This window comes from Streptomyces puniciscabiei, assembly GCF_006715785.1.
Classification (GTDB): Bacteria; Actinomycetota; Actinomycetes; order Streptomycetales; family Streptomycetaceae; genus Streptomyces; species Streptomyces puniciscabiei.
In genome coordinates, this window is the sequence record NZ_VFNX01000001.1 from 635,132 (window position 1) to 649,027 (window position 13,896).

Below are 13,896 nucleotides of genomic sequence, written 5' to 3' on the forward strand. Positions count from 1 at the left end.
CTGCCGGTCCCTGGAGGTTCAGTCCGCGCCGAAGGCCTCCTTGTGGTCCTCGGCCCACTCCCGGAAGGTCCGGGCCGGGCGGCCCAGTACCTCGGGCACGTCCTCGGTGACCACCGCGTTGCCGCCGTCGCGGACGAACGCGACGCCGGTCAGGATGCCGTCCGCACGCTCCTCGTCGAAACCCCAGGCGGTGCGCAGGAATTCACGGGTCTGGTCCAGCGACAGGTTCCGGACCGGGACCGGGCGGCCCAGGACGTCGGCGAGCACGGCGGTCTGGCCGGGGACAGTGATGGCCTCGGGCCCGGTCAGGGTGTAAGTCCGCCCCGCGTGCCCGGCGTCGACGAGCGCGCGGACGGCGACCGCTGCCACATCGCGCGGATCGATCACGCCCGACTCCCCGTCCCCGGTCATGTTGGGCACCGGCTCGCCCGCCCGGAGCGGCTCCGCCCAGCTCAGCGTGTTGGAGGCGAACGACGACGGCCGCAGCACGGTCCACTCGGCTCCGCTGTCGCGCACGGCACGCTCGCCGTCCAGGTGCCAGAGCCCGGAGGGGCCGACCGCCGGGTCGCCGGTGCCGATGGCGGAGAGCTTGACCAGCCGTCGTACGCCCGCCGCGTCGGCCGCCGCGACCAGCGCCGCGTCCCGGCCCTCGTCCGGGCCGGGCGGACGCAGCAGGAAGGCGGCCGTCACACCTTCCAGCGCGGCTCCGAGGGACGCCGGCTCGTGGAAGTCCCCGCGCACCACCTCCACCCCGGCGGGGACCCGCGCCTTCGCCGGGTCGCGGGTCAGGGCGCGCACCTTCTCACCGCGCGCGGCCAGCTGTCGTACGACATCACTCCCGATGGTGCCCGTGGCACCCGTCACCAGAATCATGGGGTCCACGGTGGTACGCGGGCGGCGCCGGTCTCTTGGAAATTCCGGCACGGCCGACCGGCCCGGACGGCGGTCCCGGGCGCTTACCGTGGAGGGGTGCCGAACTCCACCGCCGCGCCCGACACCGCCGCCTGGCAGGTCCGCAGCACGCCCGAGGTGCTGCGCCCCTGGCTCGCCGGGGTGCGGACCGTGTCCTTCGCCGAGCCGCCCGAGGAGGCGTTCGTCCATCTGCCCGACGCGGTGACCAAGGTGGTGCTGCGGGTGACGGCGGACGGGCGGCGTGACGTGCTGGCCGTCGGGCCGCGGGTGCGGGCCTCCTACCACGAGGGGAAGAGCCGCATCTCCTGTGTGGAGCTGCGCCTCGCACCGGGTACGGCCCGGCCCCTGCTGGGTGTTCCGGCCACCGGACTGGTCGGCCGGGTCGCGAGGCTGGAGGAACTGCCGGGCGGGGCGGGGGGCCGGCTGGCGCGCGAGATGCACCGGCTGGAGCCCCGGGATGCGCTGCCGCACCTCACCGAGGTGCTGCCCGGGCTGCTGTCCGACGCCGTGGATCCGGACCGTACGGCACTGCTGCGGGCGGGCGTGGCGGCGTTGTCCGTACGGCTGGACCGGGCGCCCGCGCAGGTCCGGGAGGTCGCCCGGGAACTGGCCGTCAGCGAGCGTCAGTTGCGGAACCTGTTCGCCGAGGGCGTCGGGGTCTCGCCCAAGCACTACGCCCGTATCGACCGCGTCCGTACGGTCGTCACCTGGGCCGGGAGCGCCCGCTGGTCCGAACTCGCCGCCGCCACCGGCTACTTCGACCAGTCGCACATGACGTCCGACTTCCGTGCCCTGATGGGGGTGCCGCCCAGGTCGTACGTCACCGGCCGGCTGCCCGCGGTGACGCCCTGCCAGGTGGGACCGCGGGCCTGACTCCGCGCAGCCGCCCGCAGGCCGTCGCGCGCCGGAAACGGGGTGCGCGGCGGCGGCCGTGGCTGCCATGCTGCGGGACCATGTCCGCACGACGCGTCAAGCCCAGCCGCTGCATCTCCGTCGACATCGAGGCCGACGGGCCCATCCCGGGGCCGTACTCCATGCTGAGCATCGGGGCGGCCGTGGCCGGCACCCAGGACGCCGACGGCTTCACCCCGGCGGACCCGGAAGAGCGGACCTTCTACCGTGAACTGCGGCCGATCTCCGGCGAATTCGTCCCCGAGGCGCTGGCGGTGAGCGGCCTGGACCGGGACCGGTTGACCGCTCAGGGCGCCGAACCGGCCGTCGCGCTCGCCGAGTTCAGTGCCTGGGTCGGGGAGGTGAGCGCGGGTGCGCAGCCGGTGATGTGCGGGTATCCGGCGTCGTACGACTGGACGTTCCTGTACTGGTACCTGATCCGTTTCACCGGCGAGAGTCCCTTCGGGCACTCCGGCTGCCTGGACATGAAGACGCTGTACGCCACGAAGGCCGGGCTGCCGCTGCGGGCGGTGGCCAAGGGCACGATGCCGCGGGAACTGCTCTCCCGGCGCCGGCACACCCACCACGCCCTGGACGACGCGATCGAGCAGGCGGAGCTGCTGGCGAACCTCATGGCGTGGCCGGGTCCGGGTCCGGGCGCGTCGGTACCGCGATCTGGTTGAAGCCGTAGTAGAGGGCGAGCAGGCCGTGCGCGGCCAGCGTGAGCGGGGCCGAGACGAAGGCCAGGCCCACCGTGAGCGGGTAGCCGAGGGAGCCGAGGGCGAACCGGGCCCGGGTCGACCGGGCCGCCGTGGTGTCCACGCGCGCGTCGAAGAGGTGGCCGGTGCGGGTGAGGTGCCACCACAGGGCCTGGAAGGCGAGGGCCATGGCGACCATGACCAGGCTGTACACGGCGGCCGCCGCGTGTGAGGCGGCGTCCTCGCGCAGATACTCCGCGAGCATGGCCGTCGGCCACGGCACCGCGGCCACCATCATCAGCAGCAGAAGGTTGAGGAACATCAGCGTGCGGTCGACCCGGGCGACGTAGCTGAACAGCTGATGGTGGTTGACCCACATGATGCCGATGACCAGAAAGCTGACCACATAGGCGGCGTACGAGGGCCACTGCGCGCCCAGCGCGTGCCACAGGCCGCCGTGTTCCCCCGCCTTGGGGACCTTGATCTCCAGGATGAGCAGGGTGATGGCGATGGCGAACACGCCGTCGCTGAAGGCCTCGACCCGGCCGGACTCGTTCATGGCCCAAGACTGCCGCACACACCCGTGCGGGGCACGGCCATCGCCGTGCCCCGCAGGGGGAGTTCAGTGGGCGGGTGTGAGTTCCTCCCCCGCCTCCATCGGGTGCGTGACGTCCTCGGCCTCCTGGCCCTTGCCGATGTGGTTGAAGAGGAGGTTGAGGACGACGGCCGTCACACAGCCGGTGGAGATGCCGGAGTCCAGGACGATCCTCGCGGTCTCGGGGAAGGCGTGGTAGAAGTCCGGCGCGGTGATCGGGACGATGCCGACCGCGAGGGCGACGGCGACGATCAGGACGTTGTTGTCCTTCTCCAGGCCAGCCCGGACCAGGGTCTGGATGCCGCTCGCGGCGACCGAGCCGAACAGGACGATGCCGGCGCCGCCGAGGACCGGGCGGGGCACGACGGCGATGAGGGAGGCGGCCATCGGGCACAGGCCCATCAGCACGAGGAAGCCGCCGCCGACGGCGACCACGAAGCGGCTGCGGATCCTCGTCATGGCGACCAGGCCGATGTTCTGGGCGAAGGCGCTGCACATGAACCCGTTGAACAGCGGGCTGAGGGCGGAGCCGAGGGTGTCGGCACGCAGGCCGGCCGCGATGGTCCGCTCGTCGGCGGGGCGTTCGACGATCTCGCCGAGCGCCAGCATGTCGGCGGTGGACTCCGTCATGGAGACGACCATCACCACGCACATCGACAGGATCGCCGCGATGTGGAACGTGGGTGCGCCGAAGTGGAACGGGGTCGGGAAGCCCACGACGGCGGAGTGTGCGACGGGGCTGAAGTCGGTGACGCCGAAGGGTATCGCGATGAGCGTGCCGATGATCAGGCCGAGCAGGACCGCGATCTGCTTGACGAAGCCGCGGGTGAAGCGGCGCAGCAGCAGGACGATGAGGAGGGTGATGCCGGCCAGGGTGAGGTTGGCCGTCGATCCGTAGTCGTGCGCCGCGGGGTTCGGCCCCTGGGCCCAGTTGAACGCGACCGGGAGCAGGGAGACGCCGATCAGGGTGATGACCGAGCCGGTGACGACGGGCGGGAAGAAGCGGACGGCCTTGCTGAAGAAGGGCGCGGCGACGAAGCCGAGCAGACCGGCGACGATGACCGCGCCGAAGATCATCGGCAGGGCGTCGGACTTGTCCTTCGCGGACGCGACGATCGCCGTCATGGGGGCGACGCCGGCGAAGGTCACGCCGTTGACGAAGGGCAGGCGGGCGCCGACCTTCCAGAAGCCGAGGGTCTGCAGGAAGGTGGCGAGCCCGGCGGTGAACAGACAGGCTCCGGTGAGGAAGGTGAGGTCTTTGCCGGACAGGCCTACGGCCGCGCCGACGATCAGGGGTGGGGCGACGACTCCCGCGTACATGGCGGCCACGTGCTGCAGGCCGCTGGTCGCCATTTTGAGGGCGGGGAGTTTCTCGTCAACAGGATGGGCGGCCACGGCGGCTCCTCCGAGCGGCTAACACGTCTTTGTCGACGTGGGTTTCATGGAGGTGGTGCGTGTGGTCGTGCGGGACCGGGACGGGGGTGGCGCTTGAGCGGTGCGAGCGGTGACCGTTCCGGGGCGCGTGCTTCCGCACGCGCCCCGGACGGCTGCCGTGGACCCCGCTCGGGTCCACGGACCCCGGTCGGGAGCCGTCCCTCCCGACCGGAGCGTTCCGGCGAGCCGCCCACAGGGGGCGACCGCCGCGTCCTGCGACAGGCCGCCCGCACGGGGCGACCCGCCAAGTACTCCGGCAACCCGGCCACACGGCCCGGCCTGCCAGTCCTCCGGCAGACCGACCGCACGGCCCGGCCTGCCGACTCCTCCGGCAGACCGGCCGCATGCTCCGGCCCACCGAGGCCTCCGGCGAATCACCCCGAGAGGTGACCGCCAAGTCTTTCCGGCAGGCCACCCGCGAGAGGTGGCCGCCGAGTTGTCCGGCAGACCGGCCGCGTGATCCGGTCTGCCTGGTCCTCCGTTCTCCGTCCTCCGGCGGTCATCCGCACGGCCACCGCCAAGGATCCTGGCGAGCCGGCCGCGGGGCCGCCTGCCGGTGTCCGGCGGGCCGCCTCGCGGGGCGACCGCCAGGTTTGCCGGTGGCCGCCGGCGGCGGTCGCCGAGGGGACCGGCGTACCCCGCCTCACGGCGGCTTCGCCGAAGTGTCCGGTGGGCCGGGCGTAGGCGGGGCCGGCCCACCGGCGCGTGGGTGACCGGTCAGGCCTGGGCCGTGATCCGGGCGAGGCGCTGGGCCTCCGCGCGGGTGGTGCGGGCGATGGCGTCCTCGTCGACGGTGAGCAGGCGGCCGTTCTCCACGATCTGCTCGCCGTTGACGAAGGACGCGGTGACCGGGGCCGCCGCGCCGAAGACCAGCGCGGTCACCGGGTCGGCGATGGAGGCGTGGGCGAGGGTGTCCAGCCTCCACAGCACCACGTCGGCCAGCTTGCCCGGCTCCAGCGAGCCGATCTGGTCGCCGCGGCCGAGGACCTGGGCGCCGCCGTGGGTGCCGAGCCGGAGCGCCTGACGGGCGTTCAGCGCGGCCTCGCGGTGCGCGCCGAGGCGGTTGATCAGCAGGGCGTTGCGCAGCTCGGTGTGGAGTTCGCCGGACTCGTTGGACGCCGTACCGTCGACGCCGAGGCCGACCGGGACGCCCGCCCTCAGCATGTCGGGGACCCTCGCGATGCCGGCGGCGAGGCGGGCGTTGGACGACGGGCAGTGGGCCACGCCGGTCTTCGTGCGGGCGAACGCGGCGATGTCGGAGTCGTTCATGTGGACGCAGTGCGCCATCCACACGTCCTCGCCGAGCCAGCCGGTGGACTCGAAGTAGTCGGTGGGGCCCATGCCGAACAGCTCGTGGCAGAACTTCTCCTCCTCCACGGTCTCCGAGCCGTGGGTGTGCAGCCGTACGCCCAGCCGGCGGGCCAGCTCCGCGCCCTGCTTGAGGAGTTCGGTCGACACCGAGAACGGGGAGCAGGGGGCCACGGCCACCTGGGTCATGGCGTCGAAGGAGGCGTCATGGTGCGTGCGCACGGTCTCCTCGGTCGCCGCGAGCGCACCCTCCAGCGTCTCGACGGCGAAGTCCGGCGGCAGCCCGCCGTCCTTGACACTGCGGTCCATCGAGCCGCGGGCCAGCGTGAAGCGGACGCCCATCTCGGCGGCGGCCCGGATGATCGAGCCGGACAGGTCCCCGGTGCCGTGCGGGAAGACGTAGTGGTGGTCCATGGCGGTGGTGACACCCCCGCGGGCCATCATGGCGAGGGAACCCTGCGCGGCCACGTAGGTCATCTGCTCGTCGATGCGCGCCCAGGTGGGGTAGAGCGCGACGAGCCAGTTGAACAGGTTGTGGTCGGTGGCCAGGCCCCGGGTGATCCACTGGTAGAAGTGGTGGTGGGTGTTGACCAGACCGGGGGTGGCCAGGTGGCCGCTCGCGTCGATCCGGCGCACCACGTTCTCGAGGCCGTCGGGGGCCTGGCCCGCGCCGACGGACTCGATGCGGTTGCCGGCGAGGACGAGGTGTCCCGAGGCGTACTCGGTGTCGCCCGCGTCCACGGTGGCGATCGCGCAGTTCTCGATGACGATGCGCTGGGCTGCCGATGGTGCCATCGTGCTTCCTTGTCTTTGAGTGGCGGCCCGTGGAGGGGGAGTGTCCACGGGAGGGCACGGCAGGACCCTAGGAGGATTTGAGTGCCGGGGCCGGTTGACGGCTCCGGGTGCCGAGGTGATGGAAGAACAGGTTGAGCAGGACCGCGACGAGCGCCCCGGCGCTGCTGCCGGAGGCGGCGTCGACGAGGGGCAGCCGGTTGCCGACGAGGTCCTTCACGCCGATGGTCTGCGGGATGGTGGCGACGCCCGCGACGATCAGGCTCGCGGCGATCAGCCGGGTGCGGGCCGCGAGGTCGAGTCCGCAGGCCTGGCCGATGATGAGCGGAGGAGTGACGACGCCTGCGTACATGGCGGCGATGTGCCGGAGCGCGGCGGGGACGAGCCGTACCGGGTGGAGCTTTTCGTCCACCGGGTGCACGGACGTGACGGCGTCGGACGTGACGGCGTTCCCGGTGTGCGCCGGCGGGGTGGAACAAGGGGCGTGGGCCGGCCCCTTCGCAGGCTGTGCCATGGTGTTCCCTCCGGTGTGGCGTGCCCCCGGCCCGGTGGGCGGGTCGGGGACACGCGTCCCGCGTCAGAGGTTGGTCATGTCGACCGGGATCCGCGGCTCACAGCCGTCCCGGAGGATGGTCGCCTCGATCAGGCCGTAGGGCCGGTCGGCGGCGAAGTAGACCTCGTTGTCGTTCTTGAGCCCGAAGGGCTCCAGGTCGACCAGGAAGTGGTGCTTGTTCGGCAGCGAGAAGCGGACCTCGTCGATCTCACTGCGGTTGTTGATGATGCGCGCACCCATCTGGTACAGCGTCTGCTGCAGCGAGAGGGAGTAGGTCTCGGCGAAGGCCTGGAGCATGTGCTTCCTGACCTGCTCGTAGGACTTCTCCCAGTTGGGCATCTTCTGCTCGTCGTCGGTCCAGTTGAACCGCCAGCGGCCGGAGACCTGGGTGGCCAGGATGCGGTCGTACGCCTCCTGCAGGGTCGTGTACTTGTCCTTGACGTAGCCCCAGAATTCGGAGTTCGTCGAGTTCATCACGACCAGGTCCTTCAGGCCGGAGACGACCTCCCACTTCTCACCGTCGTAGGTGACCTGGGTGACGCGGATCTCCTGGCCCTTGCGGACGAAGGAGTGCTTGACCTCGTCCGCGCCGATGAACTTGGAGTTGGCGTCGGAGGTCTCGATCCGCTCCCAGGCGTACTCCTCGATCCGGATCCGGGCGCGGTGGATCGGCTCCTGCGAGGTGACGAAGTGCCGGGCGAGGTGGATGCCGAACTGCTCGGCGGACTCGATGCCGTGTTCCTTGGCCTTCGCGTACACCGTGTTCTTGGTGGTGTCGGTCGGCAGGACGTTGGCGTTGGAGCCGGAGTAGTGGACCTCGTCCATGTCGCCGCTCAGGGCGATGGAGACGTTGAGGTCCTTGATGTGGTGGGTGGCGCCGTCCCGCGTGATCTTTACGACTCGGTTCTCGGCCTTGCCGTACTGGTTCTGTCCCAGGATCGTGGGCATGTTTCTGCTAGCTCCCTCGGTAAACGGAGTAGCCGAACGGGTTGAGCAGCAGCGGCACGTGGTAGTGCTCGCCCGGTACGACGGCGAACGTGATCGCCACCTCCGGGAAGAACACGGACTGCGCACCGCTGTCCCGATTCGCGGGGGCGTCCTGCTGCGCATCGGCTTGCTTTTTCTCGAAATACGGCTCGACCGCGAAGTCGAGCCGTACATGGGTGGTCCCCTCCGGCAGTGCCGGCAGGTCCTTGCACCGGCCGTCGGCGTCGGTCGCGGAGCCGCCGAGCGCCTGCCAGTCGGCCGCACGCCCGGAGCGCGCGGAGAGCTGGATGGCGACGCCCTCGGCGGGGCGGCCGATCGAGGTGTCCAGGATGTGTGTGGACACGGAGGCGGTGGTGCTGGTGCTCATGGTGTCAGGCGTCCTCTTCGACGAGTCGGGCCAGTCGGATGCGGTTGATCTTGCCCAGCTCGGTGCGGACGATCTCCCGCTCCTGCTCCGGCGCGTTGCCGATCCGCTCCTTGACCGCGTCGCGCATCTGCTCACCGGTGCGGCCGGTGGCGCAGATCAGGAACACATGGCCGAACTTCTCCTGGTAGGCCAGGTTGAGTTCGAGCATCTCGGCCTTGAGTGCCTCGGAGGCGCCGGCCATGCCGCGCTGCTCGCGGGCGGAGGTCGGGTCCCCGGGTCTGGGCCGCCCGATCGGCGGGTGTCCGGCCATCGCCTCCTGAAGGTCCGCCGTGGTCAGCTCGGCCATGGCGGCGTCGCTGGCGGCGTAGAGCGCTTCGGGGGTGGCGTAGGGGCGGGCGGCGAGCAGTCGCCGGGCCCACTCCGTGGAGGCACACGCCTCGTGGAGGGCGGCGAGGGCCTCGCGCTCCTCCAGGTCGTTGAACCGGGCCAGGCCCGGGGGCGTGGAAGTCGAAGTCACGGGAGCCTCCGTGGCCGGATTCGGCCTTCGTGCTGAACGGGCTGCGAACAGCTAACGCCCTCCGAAACACGGCGTCAACACTTTGTTGAAAATTCCGCGTGACAACGCTGCTTCCGCAGCCCCTGCTCAGCCCCCCTTCTCCCGGTTGAGGTAGTTGTAGACCGTGAAGCGGCTCACCCCGAGCGCGCTCGCCACGGTCTCCACGCCGTGCCGCACGGCGAAGGCGCCGCGCGCCTCCAGTATCCGTACGATCTCCTGCTTGGCCTTGCGGTCCAGGTCGGCCAGCGGCCGGCCCTTCCGGCGCTCCATGGCGGCGAGGATGTGGTCGAGGGAGTCGGCCAGCTGGGGCAGGCGTACGGCGACGACGTCGACGCCCTCCCAGGCGAGGACGACGTCCTCGGGCCCGGCCTCGTCCGGCGGCATCATCTCCCCGCCCATGGCGTCGACCAGCGGCTTCACGGCCGTGATGAAGGGCTCGTCCCCGGTCACCTATCACCCTCCGTGATCACGTTGACCTGGAGGGAGATCCGGGTCGCACCGGCCTCCAGGCTCCTGCGCAGCAGGGCGTCCACGGCGGTGAGCACACGGTCGGCGCCCCCTTCGGCCGTGTTGCCGAACGGGCCCACGTCGACGGCGTCCAGCGCGGCCGTCTCGATGACCTCGCGCGCCGCCAGGGCATGCGCGGGCGCCTCGTCGAGGTCGAAGGGTTCGGTCGTGAACTCCACTCTCAATCGCACCCGCCCAACCTAACGCGCGGCGGCGATGTTCCGGCAGCCCTTCCGGGTCCTCGCGCACTCGGCGCGACGGACCCGCCGCCCGCCCGCGTAGAGCGGACGACGGATCCGTTCAGCGAGGGGAAGGGCACAGTGACAGTGCGTGCACGCACAGGGGCACTGAGGGGTGCCAGGGGTACGGCGATCGCGGCAGCGGCCATGGCCGCGCTGACCGCGTCACAGGCGCCGGGAGCGGTCTCGGCCGGGGCCGCGGAGCCCGCGCGGCAGGCGGCTCCCGCCGGGCATGTGCCCAGCGTGTCCGGAGACACCCCGTACCGCACCGAGCTGCCGCCGCTGCGGACGCGGAGGAAGGGCCCGGCGCCGGCGGTGACCGGCGGCGCCCTGCCCGCGACCGTGTTCGACGCGTACCGGCGTGCCGAGGAGGAGCTCGCGCGCACCGCGCCGGGCTGCCGGCTGCGCTGGCAGCTGCTGGCCGCGATCGGCCAGGTGGAGTCCGGGCAGGCCTGGGGCGGCCGGGTGACGCCCGACGGTACGACCGTCACGCCGATCCTCGGCCCCCGGCTGACGGGCGGCGCCTTCGCCGTCGTACCGGACACCGACGGCGGCGCCTACGACGGGGACCCGGTGTACGACCGCGCGGTCGGCCCGATGCAGTTCATCCCGTCGACCTGGGCCCACTGGGGCACGGACGGCAACGGCGACGGGCGCGCCGACCCGGGCAACGTCTACGACGCCGCTCTCGCCGCCGGCCGCTACCTGTGCGCCGGTGGCCGGGACCTGTCGGACCCCGCCGACCTGGACCGGGCGATCCTCGGCTACAACCACTCGGACGCCTATCTGCGCACGGTGAAGGCCTGGTACGCGTACTACCTGACCGGACACCGCGTGGTGCCGGACGCCGCCGGGGGGTCCCGGGCGGATCTCCCGAAGTCCTCCCGCGCGAAGGCCCCGAAGAACACCGAGTCCTCGTCGCCGAAGCCGACGGGCAGCCGTGAGCCGGCTCCTGGGCCGTCGCGTACACCGCCGGCGCCGGCCCCCTCCCCGACCCCCACGCCGTCCCGTACGGCCGCCGCCCCCACAAGGCCCGCGACGCCGGTGATTCCCGTCCCCGAACCGACCCTCACCCTGCCCGGCGGCGGAGCGCTCCCCGGCGCGGGGCCGCTGACCACGGGCAACAGCTAGAACACGATGGGAGTCTCCCTCTCCACAACCGCGGATACTCGGCGGTAATGTCGCCACCCGCCGGAAGCACGGGACCGGCGGGTGAGTGCGAAGGGGCCCTCATGGCGACGGACATGCCTGCGGACACGGAAGCCGCCGACGCGCGTTGGCGGCGCATGTGGAGCCACCGCGAGCAGCTGCTCAAGGTGGCCCGGCGGCGCTCGATGAGTCAGGAGGACGCCGAGGACGCCGTACACGAGGCCATGCTGCGGGCCGCGGAGCGCCCGGACCTCGACGACGAGCGGCTCGGCGCCTGGCTGACGACGGTGACGATGCGGCTGTGCGTCGACCGGTACCGGCAGGTCAACCGCGAGGCCGAGGTGGGCCGCCGCCCCACGCTCGTCGCGCCGGGCCCGGTGCCCGTCGAGGAGGCGGTGTGCGACCGGGCCGAGGCGAGATGGCTCGCCGTCCGCAGCGGGGAGCTGCCCGCCCGGCAGGCGGAGGCGCTCCGGCTGAAGTCCGAGGACCTGGACGTCGGCCAGGTCGCCGTGCGGATGGGGCTCAGCTACCGGACCGTCGAGTCGCTGCTCGCCCGGGCCCGGCGGACGCTGCGCGCCTCGCTGGCCGGCACGCTCGGGCTGGTCCTGTTCCTCGTCGGGCGCGGGCGTCCGCGCGGGGGCGGCAAGGTGCAGGCCGTGGCGGTCACCTCGACGGCGGCGACCCTGGCGGTGGCCGGGTTCGTGCTGCCGCAGGTGCTCGGCGGGGGCGGTGGCGCGACCGCTCCGGCGCCGCACCCGGCACAGTCCCGTGGCGTGGCGCAGGTGCTCCGCAACGACACCACGGAGCCGGTGCCTGTTCCGCGCACGCGCAGGGCGTCGGCGGCCCCGGCACGGACGACGGCCCGGCCGTCCGCCGGCGAGTCCGCCGCGCCTCTCTCCGTGCCGCCCCTGCCGAAGGTCCCGACGCCTCCGCTTCCTCAGCTGCCGGTGAAGACCTCGGTGCCGTCGGTGCCGAAGGTGCCGCACCTGCCCTCGGCGCCGGCGCTGCCCTCGCCCCCCTCGGCTCCCCCGCTCCCGTCCGCCTCCCTCCCCGTACCGACCGCGAGCGTGCCCTCCCCGAAGCTGCCGTAGCACGCCGGGAACACGTCTCGAACGCGCCGGAAAAAAATTCGCGGTCGCCGCGACGGACGTCCCGCCCGTCCCCGTAGAGCAGATGTCGGAGCTGCTCCACGGGCGAAGGGTGGGACCGGATGGGTGTCGAGATCTGTGTGGAAGGGCTGACCAAGTCCTTCGGCCACCAGGTCATCTGGCAGGACGTCTCGCTGACGCTGCCCGCCGGCGAGGTCTCGGTGATGCTCGGCCCCTCGGGGACGGGCAAGTCGGTGTTCCTCAAGACGCTCGTCGGGCTGCTCAAGCCGGAGCGCGGCTCGATCACGATCCAGGGCCGGGACATCACCAGGCTCCGCGAACACGACCTGTACGAGGTGCGCAAGCTGTTCGGGGTGCTGTTCCAGGACGGCGCGCTGTTCGGCTCGATGGACCTGTACGACAACATCGCCTTCCCGCTGCGCGAGCACACCCGTAAGTCCGAGAGCGAGATCCGGCGGATCGTCCTCGAGAAGATGGACATGGTCGGGCTGATCGGCGCCGAGCGGAAGCTTCCCGGCGAGATCTCCGGCGGTATGCGCAAGCGGGCCGGGCTCGCCCGCGCCCTGGTCCTCGACCCGGAGATCATCCTGTTCGACGAGCCGGACTCGGGCCTGGACCCGGTCCGCGTGGCCTACCTCAACCAGCTCATCGTCGACCTCAACGCACAGATCGACGCGACCTTCCTGATCGTCACCCACGACATCGCCTCGGCCCGCCAGGTGCCCGACAACATCGGGCTGCTGTTCCGGCGCGAGCTGGTGCTGTTCGGGCCCCGCGAGGAGCTGCTGACCAGCGACGAGCCGGTCGTACGGCAGTTCCTGAACGGCCGGATGCAGGGGCCGATCGGCATGGCGGAGGAGAAGGACGCCGCCCAGGTCGAGCAGGAGCTGGCCCAGATCGACGACGGCGGCTCGGTCCAGGGCCTCACGCCGCGCCTGCTGCCGAGCCCCGGCATCAGCCGCCCGCCCCGCTGGGAGGCGATCGCGAGACGCGAGGCCGAGCTGCACGGGACGGGGGTGACGAGCGCATGAGCCTCTCCCCGACCGGTGCGCTCAGGCACTCGGGCAACCTGTTCGCGATGGCGCTGGACGTCGTGCGGACGCTGCCCCGACGGCCCTTCCAGGCACGGGAGTTCATCCAGCAGGCGTGGTTCGTGGCGAGCGTGACGATCCTGCCGACGGCGCTCGTCTCGATCCCCTTCGGTGCGGTCATCGCGCTGCAGATCGGCAGTCTGACCCGGCAGCTGGGCGCGCAGTCCTTCTCCGGTGCCGCGTCCGTGCTCGCCGTGCTGCGCGAGGCCTCCCCGATCGTCACCGCGCTGCTGATCGCGGGCGCCGGCGGCACGGCGATCTGCGCGGACCTCGGGGCGCGCAAGATCCGGGACGAGATCGACGCGATGCAGGTGCTCGGCATCGATCCGATCCACCGGCTCGTCGTACCCCGCGTGCTGGCGTCGATGGTCGTGGCCGTCCTCCTCAACGGACTCGTCTCGGTGGTCGGCGTCGCGGGCGGCTATTTCTTCAACGTCATCCTCCAGCACGGCACGCCCGGCGCCTACCTGGCGTCCTTCACCACCCTCGCCCAGCTGTCCGACCTGTGGGCGGCCGAGATCAAGGCGCTGGTGTTCGGGGCCATCGCGGCGATCGTCGCCTCGTACAAGGGGCTGACCGCGAAGGGCGGTCCGAAGGGCGTCGGCGATGCCGTCAACCAGTCCGTGGTGATCACCTTCATGTTGCTGTTCGTGACCAACTTCGTGATGACCGCCGTGTACTTCCAGGTCGTCCCGCAGAGGGGTTAGC

The 13,896-nt window shown here is 71.9% G+C and carries 15 protein-coding genes and 1 pseudogene; 6 read left to right on the forward strand and 10 right to left on the reverse strand.

What is annotated here, in order from left to right:
* Window positions 1–18: 18 nt before the first annotated feature.
* A complete protein-coding gene (locus FB563_RS02925; protein WP_055703402.1) occupies window positions 19–873 on the reverse strand; it encodes an NAD(P)H-binding protein in 855 nt (284 codons plus the stop codon).
* A gap of 96 nt (window positions 874–969) precedes the next feature.
* Between FB563_RS02925 and FB563_RS02930 the strand changes: the two genes are divergently transcribed.
* A complete protein-coding gene (locus FB563_RS02930) occupies window positions 970–1,785 on the forward strand; it encodes a helix-turn-helix domain-containing protein (RefSeq protein WP_055703401.1) in 816 nt (271 codons plus the stop codon).
* An 80-nt stretch (window positions 1,786–1,865) separates the two neighbouring features.
* Complete coding sequence (locus FB563_RS02935) at window positions 1,866–2,486, forward strand: 3'-5' exonuclease (protein ID WP_055703400.1); 621 nt, start codon at window positions 1,866–1,868, stop codon at window positions 2,484–2,486.
* On the opposite strand, the gene FB563_RS02940 is transcribed toward FB563_RS02935, so the two are convergent.
* From FB563_RS02940 to FB563_RS02980, 9 genes and pseudogenes are all read right to left on the reverse strand, one after another.
* Window positions 2,434–3,060 (reverse strand): TMEM175 family protein, encoded by a 627-nt coding sequence (locus FB563_RS02940; protein ID WP_055703399.1) that lies wholly within the window; start codon window positions 3,058–3,060, stop codon window positions 2,434–2,436. The genes FB563_RS02935 and FB563_RS02940 overlap by 53 nt on opposite strands.
* A gap of 63 nt (window positions 3,061–3,123) precedes the next feature.
* Window positions 3,124–4,491, reverse strand: coding sequence for a nucleobase:cation symporter-2 family protein (locus tag FB563_RS02945; RefSeq protein WP_055703398.1), 1,368 nt, complete (start codon window positions 4,489–4,491; stop codon window positions 3,124–3,126).
* Window positions 4,492–5,247: 756 nt separating this feature from the next.
* Window positions 5,248–6,633, reverse strand: a complete 1,386-nt coding sequence (locus FB563_RS02950) for an 8-oxoguanine deaminase (RefSeq protein ID WP_055703397.1) — start codon at window positions 6,631–6,633, stop codon at window positions 5,248–5,250.
* Window positions 6,634–6,772: 139 nt separating this feature from the next.
* Window positions 6,773–7,144: pseudogene (locus FB563_RS02955) on the reverse strand (solute carrier family 23 protein); the annotation flags it as partial.
* A 63-nt stretch (window positions 7,145–7,207) separates the two neighbouring features.
* Window positions 7,208–8,131: a factor-independent urate hydroxylase gene (gene pucL, locus FB563_RS02960; RefSeq protein WP_055703395.1), complete on the reverse strand. Its 924-nt coding sequence runs from the start codon at window positions 8,129–8,131 to the stop codon at window positions 7,208–7,210.
* Between the two features lie 7 nt (window positions 8,132–8,138).
* Window positions 8,139–8,537 (reverse strand): hydroxyisourate hydrolase, encoded by a 399-nt coding sequence (gene uraH / locus FB563_RS02965; protein WP_055703394.1) that lies wholly within the window; start codon window positions 8,535–8,537, stop codon window positions 8,139–8,141.
* Window positions 8,538–8,541: 4 nt separating this feature from the next.
* On the reverse strand, window positions 8,542–9,054 hold the full coding sequence (uraD, locus tag FB563_RS02970; protein ID WP_055703393.1) for a 2-oxo-4-hydroxy-4-carboxy-5-ureidoimidazoline decarboxylase: 513 nt from the start codon (window positions 9,052–9,054) through the stop codon (window positions 8,542–8,544).
* 126 nt (window positions 9,055–9,180) lie between these two features.
* Window positions 9,181–9,492: a helix-turn-helix domain-containing protein gene (locus tag FB563_RS02975; protein WP_411573157.1), complete on the reverse strand. Its 312-nt coding sequence runs from the start codon at window positions 9,490–9,492 to the stop codon at window positions 9,181–9,183.
* 47 nt (window positions 9,493–9,539) lie between these two features.
* Entirely contained in the window at window positions 9,540–9,791 is a 252-nt protein-coding gene (locus FB563_RS02980) for a hypothetical protein (protein WP_079048463.1), read from the reverse strand.
* A gap of 195 nt (window positions 9,792–9,986) precedes the next feature.
* On the opposite strand from FB563_RS02980, the gene FB563_RS02985 reads away from it, so the two are divergent.
* From FB563_RS02985 to FB563_RS03000, 4 genes are all read left to right on the forward strand, one after another.
* Window positions 9,987–10,970, forward strand: a complete 984-nt coding sequence (locus tag FB563_RS02985; RefSeq protein ID WP_142218440.1) for a lytic transglycosylase domain-containing protein — start codon at window positions 9,987–9,989, stop codon at window positions 10,968–10,970.
* 101 nt (window positions 10,971–11,071) lie between these two features.
* Complete coding sequence (locus FB563_RS02990; RefSeq protein WP_142218441.1) at window positions 11,072–12,079, forward strand: RNA polymerase sigma factor; 1,008 nt, start codon at window positions 11,072–11,074, stop codon at window positions 12,077–12,079.
* A gap of 119 nt (window positions 12,080–12,198) precedes the next feature.
* Window positions 12,199–13,128: an ABC transporter ATP-binding protein gene (locus FB563_RS02995; RefSeq protein WP_055703660.1), complete on the forward strand. Its 930-nt coding sequence runs from the start codon at window positions 12,199–12,201 to the stop codon at window positions 13,126–13,128.
* Complete coding sequence (locus FB563_RS03000) at window positions 13,125–13,895, forward strand: MlaE family ABC transporter permease (RefSeq protein WP_023545776.1); 771 nt, start codon at window positions 13,125–13,127, stop codon at window positions 13,893–13,895. Before FB563_RS02995 ends, FB563_RS03000 begins: the two co-directional genes overlap by 4 nt.
* Window position 13,896: the final 1 nt, after the last annotated feature.

Coding starts and splice junctions, on each gene's coding strand:
- FB563_RS02935 (WP_055703400.1), top strand. CDS start 1,866: ATGTCCGCACGACGCGTCAAGCCCAGCCGCTGCATCTCCGTCGACATC.
- FB563_RS03000 (WP_023545776.1), top strand. CDS start 13,125: ATGAGCCTCTCCCCGACCGGTGCGCTCAGGCACTCGGGCAACCTGTTC.
- pucL (WP_055703395.1), bottom strand. CDS start 8,131: ATGCCCACGATCCTGGGACAGAACCAGTACGGCAAGGCCGAGAACCGA.
- FB563_RS02925 (WP_055703402.1), bottom strand. CDS start 873: ATGATTCTGGTGACGGGTGCCACGGGCACCATCGGGAGTGATGTCGTA.
- FB563_RS02985 (WP_142218440.1), top strand. CDS start 9,987: ATGGCCGCGCTGACCGCGTCACAGGCGCCGGGAGCGGTCTCGGCCGGG.
- FB563_RS02940 (WP_055703399.1), bottom strand. CDS start 3,060: ATGAACGAGTCCGGCCGGGTCGAGGCCTTCAGCGACGGCGTGTTCGCC.
- FB563_RS02995 (WP_055703660.1), top strand. CDS start 12,199: ATGGGTGTCGAGATCTGTGTGGAAGGGCTGACCAAGTCCTTCGGCCAC.
- FB563_RS02975 (WP_411573157.1), bottom strand. CDS start 9,492: ATGGGCGGGGAGATGATGCCGCCGGACGAGGCCGGGCCCGAGGACGTC.
- uraH (WP_055703394.1), bottom strand. CDS start 8,537: ATGAGCACCAGCACCACCGCCTCCGTGTCCACACACATCCTGGACACC.
- FB563_RS02950 (WP_055703397.1), bottom strand. CDS start 6,633: ATGGCACCATCGGCAGCCCAGCGCATCGTCATCGAGAACTGCGCGATC.
- FB563_RS02990 (WP_142218441.1), top strand. CDS start 11,072: ATGGCGACGGACATGCCTGCGGACACGGAAGCCGCCGACGCGCGTTGG.